Here is a 20,681-nt window from a genome sequence, read left to right as displayed (position 1 = left end):
AAAAACTAATTTTATATAATATTTTTATTAAAAGATTAAATTCTATATGTCTTATTGTAATAAAATTGTAAAAAACTATTGACTTATACATTAACATAATATATTATTATGTTAATATACTATATTTTTTGTCCACTGGAGATAATTATGTTCCCTATATTGAATTTCGCGTTAATGCTAATTATTCCTATTATAGTTGTCGGTATTTCTAAAATTATCGATAGAAAAAAAAACAATAATAACTCAAATTATGATGATATTTTTGCTGAAGAAAAAGCGGCATTAGAAGGTATTATAGAAGAGAAAATATCAGAAGTTAGGGATAATGCCATAGATTTGGAGATTGCTGTAAAAAAAGCTGGTTTTATAAGCAAGTCTATGGAAGAAGATTTGGCTAAGCTTAATAATAAAATAGAATCATATAAAGATTATAAAGCTGCTGTATCTCAATATCAGGAACAAGTAGATTCACTCGAAGAGGCATATTTAGACATACTTAATAAAGTTGATACTGTATTAAAAGAACGTAACACTATAGAAAAAACATATAAAAGAATATCTGATGTGAAAACAAAAATGATAGAATTAGAAAAAAATGTTTCTTCTATACAAGATAATTTAATAGCTTCTTATAATGCTAAATTAAATGATTTTGAATCTGAATTGTATAAGAGATTTGATGCTCTTACTACTAATTTGCTCGCTCGTGATGCTCATTATACAGATATGGCTGAACAAGAGAAAGATAAGATATCAGCATTAACAGAAGAGTTTAAACTTCATGTTGCAAAGAAAGAAGAATTATTTACAAATCAGCTTACTCAGCTTGCTGAAAGAACTGCACGCAATAACATAGAACAATTAGCAGAGTTATTTGAGAAGGGAAGAGATGAACTTATAAATAAATACTCTTTATTTGCTGAAGAGATTAACAGTAAATCAAAAGATATAGAAGAGCGTTATGCTAGTTTGAGCCAGTCTAAAGAAGGACTTGAAGTTGAACTTATAAACTTAAGAGATACTATACAGGAGAGACTTAACTCTATAACAGAGTCTAGTGTTGAAGAGTTTAAAGGTGAAATGGAAAAAACTAAAGAGTTCTTATACAACACATTAAAAGAAGAATTAGAGAAAATAGGAAATGAAAAAGAAGAGTTCTTAGAGTCTGTTGAAGATAAAGCACATTCTTTAGAGAAAACTATAGATGACATCAAAGATAAAGCAGAATTAATAACTAAAGATTATGAAGATAAAACTGTTCAATTGGAAACAGAGTTTACTACTCTTAAAAATGATATTAGCAATCGTTTAATAACTGAAGTAGAAGCATTCTCTAATAATATAAGAGATATACTTGAAAATGAAAATGATGGTGTTATCACTCTTTATAGAAACAAAACTAAAGAGCTTTCTGATTTAATAGTGTCTATAGATGGTATGAGTGAAGAGACTATGCTTAGGGCAGAGAGTAAATTTGATGAGATAGTTAATGATATAGAAAGACTTAAAAATGATATATTAGCTAGAACTCAAGATGATATGGAATATTCTATAGATAATGCTAGAAGCTCTCTTATAGCTGAGATTAATGAACTTAGAGCAGATGTTGAAACAGAAACTAATATTCTAAAAGACAAGATGAATGAAATACATTATCAAACTTCTGAGATATCTTCTATATTAACTAACAAACAAGAAGAGATATTAGATGCTTTAAGTTTAGAAAAAGAATATTTGTATAAAGATTTAGAAGAGCAGGCTAATAAAAAGATACAAGAACTTGAAGATAATTTCAATAATATCAAATCAGATTTTGAAATTGGCGTAGATAATTATATAAAAAATACATATACTGATTTAAATAATGTTACAGAAAAATTATCTGTATTAAAAGAACAGTATGATAATGATAGCAATAAGATACAAGATTTATTAAAAGATACAGAGATTAATTTAAAAGAAAATATAGAAAAACGTATAGAGCTTTTAGATAAAACTTCTTCAGAGATAAAAGATTTAGTTGATAGTGCTAATGAGAAATTGGACACTGGTATAAAAAATGCTGAGTCTAACATAGAAGAGATTAGAAATAATTTGTATGAATATGGTAACTCTTATTTAGATAGTTTGAAAAGTCAGTTAAAAGAAGTTCTTGATAATTATGAAGAGACTAGTATGAAATCTATAAGCGACAGCATAAATAGTCTTGTTCATCAAGTAGAAGAAAGTGATAAGAGACATAATGATATAGTTTCAAATATGGAAGATTCTTTAAAAGAGTTTAAGGATAAAATAGATTATTCATTAAATGAAAATAAAGAGTTTGCTGAAGATAATAAAAACAAAATAGTTAATATGCTAAATACTGAATTACTTGAAGCAACTAATTCATTTGATGCTCTTTTAAATGAAAAAAGAGAAGGTATAAACAAAGTTAGAGATGATATAGAAGATATTTTAAATAAAGTTGAAAATGGAAGAGAAGATTTTGAAAACACTATAAATAGAGTATATGATGTTGCAAATTGAAAAAGAAAGTAATTTGTTGTCAAATATTGAAGATAAGTATAAATCATTAAATGATAAAATAGATGATTTGTTTAGTGAAAGTAAATCAGATTTAGATTCTATGACTAAGGAATATAAAGGTTCTTTAGAAAATTATTATAATAATTTGAGAAATGAATATGAGCAATTAAAAGAACATTCTGATATTATTAGTGATGAATATAGAATAAAAATGGATACTTTATCTTCTAAGTTGGAAGAGCTTGCATTTGCTTCTAAGAACATGGAAGATAGTATAGAAAATAAAACTAAAGATATAACTGATTATGTTAATAGTGTAAAAGAAAATGTTGATGCTAAATCTAATGAAGTTGTTTCTTCTGTAAATAGTATAATCGAAGATATAGAAACAAAGAAAGAGAATATTAATAAATATGTTGATGAATTAAAATCTAATATAGATGATAAGCTAGATATAACAGATTCTTATGTTAATGAGTTGAGAGAGAATATTGATAATATAGAGAAAAATAGTGATGAATATTTGAGTGCTTTGAAAGATGTTGTAGATGACAGATTAGAAACAGTTGATTCTTATGTTAATGAGTTTAAATCTAATATAGATTCTAAAGAGAAGGATTCTAATTATTATATAGATGCTCTAAAAAATAATATAGATGATAGATTAGAAACTGCTGATTCTTATGTTAATGATTTAAAAGATAATATTGATAGTTTGAAAAAAGCAGTTAATACTGAAATGCAAAATGTTTCATCTTATATTGAAGAGAGAAAAGAGTTTTTAAATGCTAAATGTGATGAGGCATTTAATAGTGTAGAAGAGGAAGCTTCAAATAAATTAGATGAACTTAATGAAATAATAGAAGCTGCTATAGAGAAATATAATGATGAAATAAAAGAGATAGAAAGCGTAAGATTGGAAGAGAATGCTAATATAATAGCTGATGTTGAAAATATTGGTGCTAATATAAGAAAAGACTATAAAAAATATACTAAAATATTAGAAGAAATATACAACAATAAAAAAACTTCTCTTGATGATTATGCTAATGAGTTAAAAAATGATATAGAAAAACACAGAGAAGATGCTGAAAAAATACATTTAGAAAATGAAGCTAATTATATAGATGATTATTTGAAAACTAAATCTTTAGAGATAGATGAAAAAGTTAATAATATAAACACTACTTTAAATGATTCTTTCAATACTCTTTATAATGGTGTTACTGAATTATTAGAAAAGGCTAAAGAGTATACTGATTCTGCTGTAAGTAATCAAACATTAGAACTTTCTAAAGCATTAGAATTATTGAGAGATGGTTTTAATAGTTATAAAGATGGTCTTGATAGTAAATTAAAAGAAGAGATAGATAATATGATTTCTAATAATGAAAATATGTTATCTATGTTTAATGAATACAATGAAAAAATTGAACGCATTAATGATATTTCTAATTTAGTAGATAGTCTTAAAGATGATATTTATAATGAATTAGAAGAATTAAAATCTGATGTATCATTTAAAAATACTGAATTCGATAGAACTATAGATGAAATAAAATCTTCTATAATGTCTAGAGAAGAGTTAAATGATATTCAAGAGTCTGAAAGAGAGGCTTTGAATGTTCAATTAGATGATATGAAAGAAGAGTTTGAAATTTTTAAATCTCAAATATTAAAGAGTAATGAAGTAGAAATACCTGCTTTATTGGAAGAAGAGAGAGAGAGAATAGAAAATATATTTGATGAGTTTTCAAAAAATCTTCTTATGAGAATATCTGATAATGAAAGCGATTTAAGCTATATTAAAGATGTTTTATCTGAAGAGAGAAATCATTTAATAGAAAAAATAGAATTAATAGAAAAAGATTTAGAAGATATAAAAACTGATAATAGAGTAGATGCTTTAGTTGAAGATAAGCTTCAATTAGAAACTTCTTTAGATGATTTGAAATCTGATATAGAAAAAGTGAAAAATTTAGAAAAAGATTTTATTTCATTAAAGGATAGAATGGAAGGAATAGATTCTACTATAAAAGATGATGTTGCTTCTTTATCTAGTAAATTGATAGATTTCAAAGATAATTTAGAAGAGAAAATATCTAATGATTCTAGTTCTTTATTAGAAGATTTAGAGACTCTTAATAAAGAATTGTATGATATAAAGGGAAATCTTTCTAATTCAATTGATAAGACTGATAATATAGAAAACAGAATGGAAAATATATTAAAAGAATTATCATCTGGAAATGAAGAGTTTAAAAATAGAATAGAGAAACGTATTGAATATTTTGAAGATTCTTGGTCTGACCCTACTAAAATTAGAAGTATGTATGCTAATGAGATAAAAGAAGAGATTAATAATCTTAGAGCATATTCTGATGAAAAATTTGATGTTTATATTAATGAGTTAAAATCACAGATAGATGAAATTTCTAGCGGTATAGAAGATTGGAAAAATGAAAATATTAATGAACTTTTATCTCAATTAAATGATGCTAAAAATAGTATTGAGTCTTATATAAAAGATACAGATAGTAAGAAAGAAGAATTGCTTTCTGATATACTAAAAAAATTGGAAGCTAAAGAGGGAGAAATTTACTCTCGTATAGATGAAAAGATAATAGATGTTGATAATAAATTATCTGCTATAGATAAGAAAATTAATGATGATATAGGAAGCAGTTTAGAGAATATTTATAAAATGATAAATGATGCTTCTAATAAATATAACGAAGAGATAAAAAATATAGAACATCATAGAAGCAATGAAAAAGAAGCTATTATATCAGATTTAAAATCATTGTCAGATAGCATAAGAGCAGATTATGAAGAGTATTCTATAATGCTTGATAATGCTTATAACACAGCTGTTTCTTCTTTAGATGAACATCTTGATAATGTTAAAAAAGAGATAGAAAATATTAAAGATGAATCTGAAACTGAGCTTTTAAATAATGAAAAAAATTATATTAATGAATATTTAGAAGAGTATTCAAATAATTTAGACAGCAGATTAGAAGAGAAGTTATTAGTATTAGAAGAGAGCAAAAAAGAATTAGATAATATCTTAAACAGTTCTTTTGAAAATCTTAATAGCCGCATAGAAGAATCATTATCTAAGGTAAATAGCTTGGCAGAAGAGAAATTAATATCAATAGAGAAAGATATTAATGATAAGCTTCTTGCAAATGTAGATAAATTAAGCAAGCTAGAAGAAGATTTTGGCAAGTTGTTTAATAAAGATTATGTAGAAGAATTGGATTCACGCATAAATAGTATTAATAGTAAATTAGAAGAAGAGATATCTAATATAAGAAACAGTTTAGATAATGATATATCCTCAGTACGCAGTCAATATAAAGAGTTGAGTGTAGATTTTGAGGAAGCTTTAGATTTAGTTAAGAAAAGTATTTTAGACAGAGATGAAGTAATAGATTTACAGAGCAAAGAGAAAGATGAATTAATCTCTCAATTGGAAAGTCTTAGAGATGATTATTTATCATTAAAAGGCGATGTATCATCAGTTAGTGATAATAATGAGTTATATAGTTTATTTGAAGAAGAGAGAGAGAAATTAGAAAGAGGATTTGAAGAGTTTAGCAGCGAGTTATTAAATAGACTAAATGATACAGACAGCGATATAAACTATATAAAAGATATGTTATCAAGTGACAAGAATCTTTTATTAGAAGAATTAGATGCCCTTCGCTTAGAGGTAGAGAATGTTCATAATGATGAAAGATTAAATGAGTTATTAGATTATAAGTTATCATTAGAAGATTCTTTCAATGGTATAAGAGAAGAGTTATCTAAGTTTGATGAATTAGAAAGCAGTTTAAATGAATTAAGAGACAGTGTATCAGAATTAGAAGGTTCATTTAATAATTCTTTAGAAGAGTTAAAAGATAATGTAGGCAGACAATTAGAAGGATACAATGTTAATTTAAATAATTTAAACTCAGATATAAATAGATTATCAAACAGCATAGAAGATATAACATCAAATAATGAAAATATATCTGCTAATCTAGATACAATATCATCTAACTTTGAAGTATTGAATAACAATTTTGAAAGTGTTAATGGCAATGTAAATGATTTTAATAATAGATTAAGCAGTTTCAAAGAAGATATTGATAAAGCTATTAATAAATCATTAGAGTTAGAAAATAGTATATCAAATTACAGAAAAGATTTAGAAGATAAATTATCTGGTATCACAAATAATATTAATTCATTAAGTAATGATAGCAGTGTGAAAGATTTATTTAATGAAGAGTTATCAAAACTAAATGATTTATTTGATAATTTAGAGAAAGATAATAAAGAGTTTAGGGACAGATTAGAGAGAAGAGTAGAATATTTTGAAGATACTTGGTCTGATAGTTCAAGAATAAGAAGCTTGTATTCAGCAGAGTTAAGAGAAGAGTTAGAAAATATTAAATATGAAAGAGAACTTGAGTTTGAAAATTATTTAGAAGAGTTAAGAGCTAAAGTAGATAATTTGTCATCAAGCGTAGATAATTACAAAGAAGGCGATATTAATAGACTATTGTCTGAGTTAGAACAAGCAAAAAATAGTATTGAGTCTTATATAAAAGATACAGACAGCAAAAAAGAAGAGCTATTATCTTCTATAATGAATGAGTTAGAATTAAAAGAAAAAGCTATACACGACAGATTGGAAGAGTCTAAATCTAATATTGATAGCTATATAAAAGATGCTGATATCAAAAAAGAAGAGTTCTTGTCTTCTATGATGAATGAGCTAGAATCAAAAGAAAAAGCTATATATGACAGATTAGAAGATAGAGTTAAAGATATAGAAAACAAATTGTCAATGCTCGATAATAAGGTGAGCAATGAAGTAAGCAGAGACTTAGAGAACTTCTATAATAGTTTAAACGAAGCTGTTAATAATTATAAGGCAGAGATAAACACTATAGAAGCTAATAGTGCAGAGTTAAGTACAGATGCTATAAATAGAATAAGTGAAGAAATTAAAAATAGCTATGAGAATTATGTAAAAGACTTAGAAGAAGTTTATAATAATTCAGTATCTCTATTAGAAGAATATTCTAATAACTTAAAAGATGAGCTAGATTCTCTTAAAGAAGAAAATACAGAAGCAGATAAAAATTATATTAATGAATATTTAGAAGAGTATTCAAATAATTTAGACAGCAGATTAGAAGAGAAGTTATTAGTATTAGAAGAGAGCAAAAAAGAATTAGATAATATCTTAAACAGTTCTTTTGAAAATCTTAATAGTCGCATAGAAGAATCATTATCTAAAGTAAATAGCTTAGCAGAAGAGAAATTAATATCAATAGAGAAAGATATTAATGATAAGCTTCTTGCAAATGTAGAGAAATTAAGCAAGCTAGAAGAAGATTTTGGCAAGTTGTTTAATAAAGATTATGTAGAAGAATTGGATTCACGCATAAATAGTATTAATAGCAAATTAGAAGAAGAGATATCTAATATAAGAAACAGTTTAGATAATGATATATCTTCAGTACGCAGTCAATATAAAGAGTTGAGTGTAGATTTTGAGGAAGCTTTAGATTTAGTTAAGAAAAGTATTTTAGATAGAGATGAAGTAATAGATTTACAGAGCAAAGAAAAAGATGAATTAATCTCTCAATTGGAAAGTCTTAGAGATGATTATTTATCATTAAAAGGCGATGTATCATCAGTTAGTGATAATAATGAGTTATATAGTTTATTTGAAGAAGAGAGAGAGAAATTAGAAAGAGGATTTGAAGAGTTTAGCAGCGAGTTATTAAACAGACTAAATGATACAGACAGCGATATAAACTATATAAAAGATATGTTATCAAGCGATAAGAATCTTTTATTAGAAGAATTAGATGCCCTTCGCTTAGAGGTAGAGAATGTTCATAATGATGAAAGATTAAATGAGTTATTAGATTATAAGTTATCATTAGAAGATTCTTTCAATGGTATAAGAGAAGAGTTATCTAAGTTTGATGAATTAGAAAGCAGTTTAAATGAATTGAGAGATAGCGTATCAGAATTAGATGGTTCATTATTATCTTCAATAAATGCATCAATAGATGAACTTAAAAAAGAATATAATGATGTTCATTTAGAAATAGATAAATTAAATGGCAGCATTGAAGAATTATCATTGAATAATGAGAATGTATCTGCTAATTTAGATACAATATCATCTAACTTTGAAGTATTGAATAACAATTTTGAAAGTGTTAATGGAAATGTAAATGATTTTGATAATAGATTAAGCAGTTTCAAAGAAGATGTTGATAAAGCTATTAACAAATCATTAGAGTTAGAAAATAGTATTTCAAATTACAGAAAAGATTTAGAAGATAAGTTATCTGGTATAGAAAATAATATTAATTCATTAAGTAATGACAGCAAAGTAAAAGATTTATTTAATGAAGAGTTATCAAAACTAAATGATTTATTTGATAATTTAGAGAAAGACAATAAAGAGTTTAGAGACAGATTAGAGAGAAGAGTAGAGTATTTTGAAGATACTTGGTCAGACAGTGCAAGAATAAGAAGCTTGTATTCATCAGACTTAAGAGAAGAGTTAGAAAATATTAAATATGAAAGAGAGCTTGAGTTTGAAAATTATTTAGAAGAGTTAAGAGCTAAAGTAGATAATTTGTCATCAAGCGTAGATAATTACAAAGAAGGCGATATTAATAGATTATTGTCTGAGTTGGAAGAGGCAAAAAATAGTATTGAGTCTTATATAAAAGATACAGACAGCAAAAAAGAAGAGCTATTATCTTCTATAATGAATGAGTTAGAATCAAAAGAAAAAGTTATATATGACAGATTAGAAGATAGAGTTAAAGATATAGAAAATAAATTGTCAGTATTTGATGATAAGATAAGCAATGAGGTAAGCAGAGATTTAGAGAACTTTTATAATAGTTTAAACGAAGCTGTTAATAATTATAAGGCAGAGATAAACACTATAGAAGCTAATAGTGCAGAGTTAAGTGCCGATACTCTAAACAAAATTAGTGAAGAAGTTAAAAATAGCTATGAGAATTATGTAAAAGATTTAGAAGAAGTTTATAATAATTCAGTATCTCTATTAGAAGAGTATTCTAATAACTTGAAAAATGAACTAGATTCTCTTAAAGAAGAAAATACAGAAGCAGATAAAAATTATATTAATGAATATTTAGAAGAGTATTCTAATAATTTAAAAGATGAATTAGAAAATCTTAAAGAAGAGAATGCAGAGTCTCAAAAGAATTATATTGATGAGTATTTACAAGAATATTTAAATAATATTGATTCTAAATTAGAAGATAAGCTTGATATATTAAACAAAGCAAAAGAAGAATTGGATAATATAATAAAAGCTAGTTTTGATGAGCTTAATTCTAATTTGAATGATACTATAAATAAAATAAATGAAAATGCTCTTAATCAAAATGAAAGAATATCTATTGTAGAGAGCAAATTAAATGATTATGCTGAACAGATATCTAAATTAGATGATAAAGAAAAATTATTCTATGAGTATATTGATTCAAAAATATCAGAACTTAAAGAAGGATATGAAGCTTTAAATAAATCTTTTGAAGATAAGTTCTTAAGTATAGAAAGTGCAGTACTAAGCGATGAGCATGTTGAAGCATTAAGAGAAGAGTTTGCTAATTTCAAAGATACTATTTTAGAAGCTAAAAAATCAGATATTCCAAGTATTTTTGAGGAATTAAAAAGTCAATTTGAAGAATCATTTGATATGTTTACTAAAGAGATATTTAATAGAGTATCAGATTCTGAGAGTATGATTTCTAATATAAAAAATACTATGGAAGATGAAAAAAATACTATATTAGATAAAATAGATAATTTTAAATTTGAATTAGAAGCTTTGAAAAATAATGATACTTTAAATGAGTTAGAAGAGGAGAGAATAAAATTAGAAGATACATTTAATTCATTAAAAGAAGATTTCAATAAGCTTGATGAGTTAGAAAATGAAGTTTATTTCTTAAAAAATAATTTAGAAGGTGTTGATGGTAATTTAAGAATTGATGTTGATAGATTATTTGAAGAGATATCTGAGTTTAAGTATTCATTAGAATATAAAATAGATACTTTAGAAGATAATAGTGTTTCTAAAGAATATTTTGATGAAGAGAAAGAGAAGCTTTATTCTTTATATGATGAATTAAATTCTAGCAATGATGAGTTTAGAGATAATATTAATAATAGAGTTGCTTATTTTGAAGATAATTTATCAGACCCAAGTAAAATATTAAAGCTTTATGAAGATGCTATTACACCAGAAGTAAACAATTTGAAAAATGAGATAATATCAAATTTAAAAGAACAAATTGATGAAGTTGAAAACGGCATATCTATTTGGAAAGATGACAGCTTGTATAATTTGCTTGAACAATTAAAAGAAGCAAAAAATAATATAGAATCATTTATAGATAGTACAAATGATAAAAAGGAATCTATTGTAGATGATATAGTAAAAGCTGTTAGAGAGAAAATAGAAGATAGAGAAAATGAATTAAACGAATCATTAGAATCTAGAATAGACTCTATTAATGATAAGGTTAGTGATTTAGAAAGTAAATTAACTTCTGATATTAATAGATTTAATAATATTATCACTGATGCTATTGATAAATATGAAGATGAGCTAAAAAATATAGAAAGCTATAGATTGGAAGAATCATCTTCTATAATGAAAGATATAGATGATGTTGGTAAAAATATTATTTCTAATTATGAAAGCTATGCAAAATTATTAAATACAGCTTATGAGAATAATTCTAAATCATTAGAAGAGCTTTGTAATAATTTGAAATTAGAAATAGAAAAAGCTAAATTAGATGCCAATAGAGGATATATTGATGTATATTTAAATGATTATTCTTCTAAGATAGATGCGAAATTAAAAGAGCAGATGGATAGTATAGAGAAGAGTAAGGAAAGTTTAGATAATATCATAACAGATTCATTAAGTGATTTAAATGAAAATATAAATAATGCTATATCTAAAGCTCTTGAAAGTTCAGAGAGTAAGATTAATGATTTTATAAATAGCAAAGAATTAGAATTGGTAAATAAAATCTCTTCTTATGAAGATAATACAATCAGTAAAGATGAATTATCTGAAGAGTTGAAAAAAATAGAAGAGAGTTTCGAGTTATTTAAATCTAATAATAATGATATCTTTAGTACTCTTGAAGAATATAAAACTAAAATATCTTCTATAGTAGATAGTTTATCAGATATTGAAGATAATAACTTGAACTTTACAAGCAGATTAGAGAAACGTATAGAGTTCTTTGAAGATTCTTGGGGTGACGGAGATAAAATAAAAGAATTATATTCTGATTTTATAGCTGAAAAGGCAGATAGTTTCAAATCTGATTTAGAGGTTAAGTTTAAAGATTCATTTGAAGAGTTTAATTTAAAAATAGATAATGTTGAAAAGAACTTTGCTGATAGTATAAACTCTATAATTGAAAGCTTAGATAAAGAAAATCTTACTTCTAATGAAAGATTAGAAAGCATATCAAATACTATAAATAATTTGAAATCTGATTTAGAAAACAAAATTGTTTCTATTGAAGAGGCTAATGATAAATCAAAATTATTTATTGATGATAAACTTTCTACATTTGAAAACAAAATGGAAGCATTTGAAGATAGAATAAAAGATGTAGAAGACAGTCAGCATTATTTGAATAATGATATCACTCAATATGTAAATAGATTAGATAAAGTATTGAATGATTATGAAGAAGCTATTGATACTAAGATAAATAATTTGAAAAATAGTTTGTCAAATGGAAGCGGACATGTAGAACATAATTTAATATCTTCTTTAGAGCTTTCTAATGAACTTGCTAAAGATAAAAAAGAGTTGCTCGATTCTATACATGAACTTAAGAAAGATGTTTATGAGACTATAGAGAGAAAAGATGCTCAGATGAATGAAGAGTTTTCTAAGTTTAAAACTGAGATTATAGAATCAATACCTAGCATGGAAGATATTAGCGATTTATTTGTTTCAGAGAAGAACAATATAGTTAATGAGTTTGAAGGATTTAAAAATGAGATATTAACTTCTAACAATAAAAACTTCGCTGATATGTTTGAAGAAGAGAAAAATAAATTAATAGAAGAATTAGATAATTTCAAATCTGCTATTAGAGTAGAATATATGTCTAACTCTGATAAAATAGACGCCTTCAAAAATGAATATTTAAAGAACTTTAATGAGATAATTGATAAAGAAAAAGCTAATTTATATTATGCTTTAAATGATATAAGAAAAGAGTTTGAAAGTTTAAAAGATAATTCTGTTTCTTTAGATAAGTTTGAAGAGCTTATGTCAGAGTATAAAGGCAATATTGATAATTCTATAGATGATACAAAAGAGAAATTATCTTCAAATATTGCAGATAAAGCTTATGTTTCAAAATTATTTGATGAAGAGATAGCTAATATTAATAAAACTATAGAGGAGTTTAGAAAAGACTTAGAAGAAAACTATTCTCCTACAGATGTTATAGCTGAGATTTTATCAAAAGAACAAGTTGATTTTGAAAATAAATTATCAAGTTTAAAAGAATCAATACTTAAAGATATTCCAACTTTAGAAGATATAAGCAATATATTTGTTGAAGAGAAAATGTCTTTGAGAGAAGAGTTTGCTTCATTTAGAGATGATATAGAATCTAAGATATCAGAAGAAGGTCATTTCGAAAACATAGAAGAGCAATACAAGCTTGATATGAAAAATAATTTTGCTATGCTTCAAGAAGAAGTAGTTGGTAATATTAATAGCTATAGAGATAATATGGCAAATGATATTTCTAACTTTAGAGATGAATTTGCTAATAAGCTTTCATTTATAGAGGAATTAGCTAATAGTCTATTACAAGAGAGAGAGAGAATTGCTTTAGAAGTAGAGGATATTAGATTAAAGTATGAAACTGGTACTTTATACTCTGATGATGCTATAAACACTATAGAAAGCGATAGAAACAAATTAATTAATGAGTTTATTAATTTTAGAAAAACTATATTAGAGCTTATAAGAGAACAAGATGAAGCTATGAAGGTTCTAAATAATGAGAAGATGAGCATTATTGATAATATAGATGAGCTAAACAAGAAAGTTTCTCTAGATTTAATAAGCAAAGATGATGCTATTTCTTTAATAGATGAACAGAAGAAAGAGATATTAGATGTTCTTGAAAACTTTAAGGGTGATTCTATAGAAGCTGATTTCAAATATATGACAGAAGAGTTGAGAGATGATATTATCAAGGTGTTTGAGGAATCTAATGAAGCTTTCAGAAAACGTATAGAAGCTAGAATAGAGCATTTTGAAGATGCTTATTCAGAGCCTGAAAAAATTAAAGAGTTTTATAGAGATTCTATAGAGGCTGAAGTTGATAATATTAAAGAGAGTGCTTCTCATATATTATTAGATATTACTGATAATGTTGAAAAAGTAAAAAAACATATAGATGATATAGAAAATGAAAAAGTAAAATCTATAATAGAGAGAATAGATAATGCTCAAAGTGAGATAGATGCTATAGTTGATACTATTAAGGTTAATTTGAAAGAGCAGGAAAATGAGATAAGATTATTAAGTCAGTCTCAAAAATTAATATCTCAAGACATAGAAAATGTACGCAAAGAGAGAGAAGCTTTAATTGAGATGGTAAAAACTAGCGATGTTAATATAAATAATAAAATAGATAGTTTAACATCTGCTGTTATTGAGGCTTCAGATAATGCTGCTGAGAGAATAGCTGAGAAGGAATTAGAGTTTAATAGAAAGATAAAAGAAGTTGAAGAATATATAGCTTCTATGGAAGAGAAAATTATTAATGAAAATAATGAGCATTTAGACAAATCTAAAGAGGCTGTTAATAATTTACTTGCTTCATTTAATGAGAGTATATTAAAAGAGACTAATGATTTAACTCCTCATATAATGAAAATTGTAAATGAGTTCGTTAATAATGAGATGAAGAAGTTTGAGAGATTCAATGATGTTAAACAGGCTATAGATGAGGTAGAGTTAACTATTAATGATAAAATAGATGATACTTTCAAATTGATGAATAGTAAATTAGATGATACTGCTAAAGAATTAAGAGATAATATGTCTTCTTATCAAGATGAGCTTTTAAGCGAACTAAGAAATGCTGTTAATTCAGAGAGTGAGAGAAGCATAGAAGAAGTAAAAGCTATGCATGAAGAAGAGCTTACAAAATTAAAAGATATGTATCTTGAAACAGAAAAGTATTATTCTGACAGACAAGAGAGAAGTAAAGAAGATATTGTAGCTTTATTTGAAAATACTTATAAAGAATGGCAGGATAAAATTAATTCACTCTATAGCGAGTTAGAATCAACAAAAGAGAGTATGCATTCTTCAGTTGATAATCTTTTAGATGATTTAGAGAAGGCTATTGATGCTAAAGAAGAGTTTAATAAATCTTTAGAAGATAATAAAGAAAAATTAAAAGATGTAGAAGAGAAGATGAATAATTTACAAAATGAATTCTCTCCTTCTATAGAAAAACTTCAAGCTATAGTTGAAGAGAAGGCATTAGAGTTACAAAATAAAATAGAGTTGTATTCTAAAGATATAGAAGAAGAAGGTAATAAGTTTAAATCTAGACTTGAAGAGCTTTCTTCTAATGCTAAAACTTCTTTAGACAGCAAAGTTGTAGAGTTTGATTCTATCATTGATAATGTTGCTAATAGAATAAATGAGCTTCTAGAAGATAAGAATAATCAATTTGATGAATTGAGAACTCAGTATGAAGATATTTCTATTTCATTGTTGGAATTAAGAGAATCTATATCTGATGCTGTTAATGAGAAAATTAAAGAGGCTAATAGCATTATTGAAGAGAATATTACTAATATAGAAGAATCTGCTAATGATAAGTATGATAAATATATAGACAGACTTAATTCTAATATGGAACAGACTTTATCATTACTCATGAATGATGCTAAAGAGTATGTACAAAATGCTAAAGAAGAGATGTTAAAGGTTCAGTCTTCGAATTTAGATGTTTATGATGAGAGATTAGCTGGCATGAAAAATATTATATCTGCTTTAGAAGATGATATAGCTAAATATTCTAGTGAAATAGATGCTAGATTAGAAGATATTAATTTGAAGTATGAAGATAAAACTAATGTTATACTTAAAGATTTAGATTCAAGAACAGATTCTTTAACTGAAAAATTAAATGATGTAGTGAACTCTATAGATAAAATGCTTGATGATAAAACTTATGATATAAACAGCGAGTATGAAACATTAAAAATACAAATAGAAAAAATAGGCAAAGATATAGATAAATATATGAATACTGTAAAAGTGTTTGATAAAGCAGAAGAGATGGCTAACTTTATTAAAGATGATGTAGCTAAATTGGACGTTTTAGTAAATGATACTAAAAATACAGTTTATGATATGAATAAAACTATGTCTGAGTTTGAAGAGCTTAAGAATATGCATAACACTATATTAGATTATGCTGAGAGTATCAGAAAAGAGAAAGAAAGCTTAAAAGATACTCAAGAGAAAGTAAATATGCTTGTAGAGATGTCTGAAGAGGTACAAAACAAGTTTATACAAATAGCTGAAAGCAACTCTATGATAGAAAATACTCAAGAGGGTATAAAAGTTGTTATAGATATAGCTTCTCAGATAGAAAATAAACTTGCTATTATCAATGACAAAGAAGAGCAGGCTAATACTATATTAGAAAAAGTAAATATCGCTGATAATGAATCTGATGATATATTACAAAGAATAGATACTATTAAATCTGCTATGCTTGATATAGAAGATACTAGAAGAGAGTTCTCTGACAAGATGTTTGCTTTAGATAGAGAAATGGCTAAGATAGATAAGAATGATGAGAAGGTACAAAAGTTCTTTAGCAAGTTGGAAGAGCTTAATGTTATTATAGAAGAGATACAAAATCAGAGAGAAAACTTAAAATACATGAAGAAGCAGTATGAGGATTATGATAACAATATAGTTAAAAATCTTGAGAGAGCTGAATACTTTGTTCGTTATTTAGAGACTCTATTAGATAATGCTGAAAAGTATGTTAATGATGCTGGTAAGAGTTTAACTAAGAGAAGTAAAACTACTGCTACAAAAATTAATGATAAGAAAGAGAATATTATTATTAATATGTATAAGCAGGGTTGGAAATATGATGAGATAGTAAAAAATACTTCTTATGATAGAGATGAGGTTGAGAGAGTTATTAAAAAATGGAAAGATGAATCAGCGAGAGGATATTAATTAAATAAGAGATTTGGTAAAATATAGTATATAAATAATAAGTCTATAGCTAGAGAAATCTAGTTATAGGCTTATTAGTTTAACGGTTTTTATATTATGGTTTTCATAGTTATTATTGACAGAAATATATATAATTATATAATGTATAGAATAAAATTTTAATTGGAATAGTTAATGATAGTAATAGAAAATGTCAGCAAAGTATTTACAACCGCAAATAATAAACAGCTTAATGCTGTAAACAATGTATCTATAAAAATAGAAGACGGCGAGATATATGGAATAATAGGTTTTTCTGGTGCTGGAAAATCCACTCTTGTAAGATGTATTAATTTACTTGAAAGACCTACTTCTGGAAAGGTTTATATAGATAATGTTGATATGATGTCTTTATCTCAAAGAGAATTAAGAGAGAAAAGAAAAAAGATAGGAATGATATTTCAGCAGTTTAATTTATTTGGCTCTAGAAATGTATTTAAAAATGTTGCTTACCCTTTAAGATATAGGGGACTTTCAAAAAAAGAAGTTGAAGATAAAGTTATGTCTTTGCTTGAGCTTGTGGACATAAAAGAGAAGGCTTATGCTTATCCATCACAATTAAGCGGCGGGCAGAAACAGAGAGTAGCTATTGCTAGGGCTTTGGCTAATGAACCAAATATACTTCTTTGCGATGAGGCTACTAGTGCATTAGACCCTCAAACTACTGGCTCTATACTTAAATTATTAAAAAAATTAAATGAGAAATTAAAAATTACTATAGTTGTAATAACACATGAGATGAATGTTGTTAAAGAATTATGTCATAGGGTTGCTGTTATGAATGCTGGTAATTTAATAGAAGAGGGTAATATTTTTGATGTATTTTCTGCTCCAAAAAATAAAATAACTCAAGATTTTATAGACACTACTTCAAATCTTTCTAAAATATATGATTTGGTAGAAGAGAAAAATGCTATTACATCATTAAAAGAAAATGAATGTATATTAAGACTTAGATATAAGAAGGGAGGAGTAATAGAAGCTTTTATTTCTCATATATCTAGGGCTTTTAATGTTGATGCTAATATTATTTTTGGAAATGTTGAGTTTATAGATGAGAGCTTACTTGGAGGGCTTGTCATTATAATGCATGAAAATGAAGATAACGGAATAAAGAGAGCTATAGATTTTCTTAAAGAAAAAAATGTTGATGTGGAGGTAATAGCTGATGCTAGAGTTTCTAAATAAATTAATACCAAATGTAATGAATGATTTACCAAAACTTTATGATAGTATTATACAAACATTCATAATGCTTTTATATTCTGGTGTTATATCATTTTTTGTGGGCGGATTTTTAGGTATACTTTTAATTGTTACTAAGAGATACGGCATTATGCAAAATGTTATAATATATGAAGTGCTTAGTAAGGTTATTAACTTTTTTAGAGCTATACCTTTTATAATACTTCTTGCTATGCTTGTACCTTTAACTAGATTTATAATGGGTACTGCTATTGGTGTAAAGGGAGCTATATTACCTTTAATTTTTGGTACAGTTCCTTTTTTTGCTAGACAGATGGAGAGTGCTTTATCTGAGGTAAATCCTGGTTTAGTAGAGGCTGCTCAATCTATGGGCTCTTCTCCTATAGCTATAATATTTAGAGTTTATTTAAAAGAGAGTATTGCCCCTATAGCAAGAGGAACTACAATTACTGCTATTAGTTTAATAGGGCTTACTGCTATGGCTGGTGCTGTTGGGGCTGGCGGGCTTGGTACTTATGCTATACAGTCTGGATACTACAGAAATAAATTAGATATTATATATGTTTCTGTGATACTTCTTGTAATACTTGTTGGATTAATACAGGCACTTGGTAATTTTATAGTAAAAAAAGCAAGCCATTAATTTTTGTAAAGTTATATTTTATAAAGGATTTTTTTATGATTAAAAATAGAAAAGTAGTTATTATAGGTGCAGGTCATGTAGGTTCACATGTTGGATATGCTTTATCTGCTCAGGGATTGGTTGAAAATATTGTTTATATTGATATAGACAAGAAAAAGGCTTTTGCTCAGGCTCTTGATATATTTGATTCTACTGTTTATCTTCCTCATAGAGTTGAAGTTAAAGCTGGAGATTACAGCGATATTGATGATGCTGATTTGATGGTTGTATGTGCCGGACCTTTACCTAAAGAAAATCAAACTAGAATGGATACTTTGGGAGCTACTGTAGAAGTTATGAAAGATATAGTAGCTAATATTAAAAAGACTAAGTTTAATGGAATTATAATTAATATTTCTAATCCTGCTGATGTTATTACTCATTATTTACAAAATAAGTTAAATTATGACACTAAAAGAATAATATCTACAAGCACAACATTAGATTCTGCAAGATTAAGACGTGCTATATCTGAGGCTATAAATGTTGATCAAAAATCTGTATATGCTTATGCATTAGGCGAGCATGGTGAAAGCCAAATGGTTGCTTGGTCTTGTGTAACTATAGCAGGAAAGCCTTTGTTTGAGCTTATGAAAGAAGGCAAGGATAAATATGCTAAACTAGATTTAAATGAATTAGCTGATAAAGGAAGAAGAGGCGGTTGGGACGTTTTACTAGGTAAAGGTTCTACCGAGTTTGGAATAGGAACTTCACTTGCTGAGGTTGCTAGGGCTATACTTTCTGATGAGCATAGAGTTTTGCCTGTTTCAGTTTATCTTAATGGTGAGTATGGTCAAAAAGATGTTTATGCTTCTGTGCCTGCAGTTCTCGGAGCTAATGGAATTGAAGAGATAATTGAACTTAAAATGAATGAAGAAGAGAAAAAACTTTTTGATGCTTCTTGTGATACTATGACTAAAAATTATAAATTATCGCTTACCATGTGATAAAAAATATTTATTTTATTGTCTAAAATATTTAAATTGTTTAAAAAATTAAATTATTTATAAAGGGGAATGATATATAATGAAAAAGGTTTTATTATTATTATGTTTTTCATTGTTTTTAGCTTCTTGCGGCGGAAATAATGATAATAAAAAAGATTTAATCACAGTAAAGATAGGGCATGTTGGTGAATCTGACAGAACTATATGGAAGCCTGTACAAGAGAAATTATTAAACGAAGGCATTAAAGTAGAATTAGTTTCTTTTGCTGATTATACTATACCAAATCAGGCATTAAATGACGGCGATATAGATTTAGATGCTTTTCAGCACCATGCATATTACAGCAATGAAGTTAATACTAAAGGTTATGATTTAGCTATATTGGGTGTTACTTATATATCTGCTATGAATATTTATTCTCATAATATTACAAATGTTAATGAGGTTAAAAATGGAGATAAAGTTGCTATACCTAATGACCCTGCTAATGGCGGAAGGGCTTTAAAAGTATTAGAGGCTGCTGGTTTAATAAAGTTAAAAGATAATGCTCCAGACAATCCTACAGTTAATGATATAGAAAATCCTTTAAATTTAGAGATTATAGAGGTTGATGCGGGCAGTTTATATAGTTTGCTTCCTGATGTTGCTTGTGCGGTTATTAATTGTAATTATGCTTTAGATTTTGGTCTTAATCCGGGTGCTGATTATATATTTAGAGATGACCCTAAAAATTATGACAATAATATGTATATAAACTTAATAGCTTCAAGGGCTTCTGATAAGGATAATGAGATTTATAAGAGGGTAGTAGAGGCTTATCAATCTGCTGAAGTAGAAAAAGTTTATGCTGAAGATTTTAAGGGAGCTTATATACCTGCTTGGAAATAAAAATAATTATTTAATAAATTTTTAAAAATTTTAATAAGG

6 protein-coding genes are annotated in these 20,681 nt (G+C 26.4%); all 6 read left to right on the top strand.

Annotation, left to right across the window (positions count from 1 at the left end; all coding sequences use genetic code 11):
- Window positions 1-147: 147 nt before the first annotated feature.
- The 6 genes from BPP43_RS12750 (at window position 148) to BPP43_RS03350 (ending at window position 20,642) form a co-directional block, all read left to right on the top strand.
- The gene (locus BPP43_RS12750) at window positions 148-2,529 is read left to right on the top strand and encodes a SpiroCoCo family coiled-coil protein (protein WP_435369422.1); all 2,382 of its coding nucleotides are present in this window, start codon (window positions 148-150) and stop codon (window positions 2,527-2,529) included.
- Window positions 2,513-16,879 (top strand): SpiroCoCo family coiled-coil protein, encoded by a 14,367-nt coding sequence (locus tag BPP43_RS03370; RefSeq protein ID WP_435369421.1) that lies wholly within the window; start codon window positions 2,513-2,515, stop codon window positions 16,877-16,879. Before BPP43_RS12750 ends, BPP43_RS03370 begins: the two co-directional genes overlap by 17 nt.
- A 174-nt stretch (window positions 16,880-17,053) precedes the next feature.
- Window positions 17,054-18,106 (top strand): methionine ABC transporter ATP-binding protein, encoded by a 1,053-nt coding sequence (locus BPP43_RS03365; protein ID WP_015274165.1) that lies wholly within the window; start codon window positions 17,054-17,056, stop codon window positions 18,104-18,106.
- Window positions 18,087-18,767: a methionine ABC transporter permease gene (locus BPP43_RS03360; RefSeq protein WP_014933013.1), complete on the top strand. Its 681-nt coding sequence runs from the start codon at window positions 18,087-18,089 to the stop codon at window positions 18,765-18,767. Before BPP43_RS03365 ends, BPP43_RS03360 begins: the two co-directional genes overlap by 20 nt.
- Window positions 18,768-18,802: 35 nt before the next feature.
- Window positions 18,803-19,753, top strand: a complete 951-nt coding sequence (locus tag BPP43_RS03355; RefSeq protein ID WP_015274164.1) for an L-lactate dehydrogenase — start codon at window positions 18,803-18,805, stop codon at window positions 19,751-19,753.
- Window positions 19,754-19,832: 79 nt separating this feature from the next.
- Window positions 19,833-20,642 carry a MetQ/NlpA family ABC transporter substrate-binding protein gene (locus BPP43_RS03350; protein ID WP_013245171.1) on the top strand — a complete coding sequence of 270 codons (810 nt, stop codon included), beginning with the start codon at window positions 19,833-19,835 and terminating at the stop codon, window positions 20,640-20,642.
- The last annotated feature ends 39 nt before the right edge of the window (window positions 20,643-20,681 follow it).

The organism is Brachyspira pilosicoli P43/6/78, assembly GCF_000325665.1.
In the GTDB taxonomy this organism is placed as follows: domain Bacteria; phylum Spirochaetota; class Brachyspiria; order Brachyspirales; family Brachyspiraceae; genus Brachyspira; species Brachyspira pilosicoli.
The sequence above is the reverse complement of the archived record's forward strand: the minus strand, read 5'-3'. Positions and strand labels throughout refer to the sequence as shown.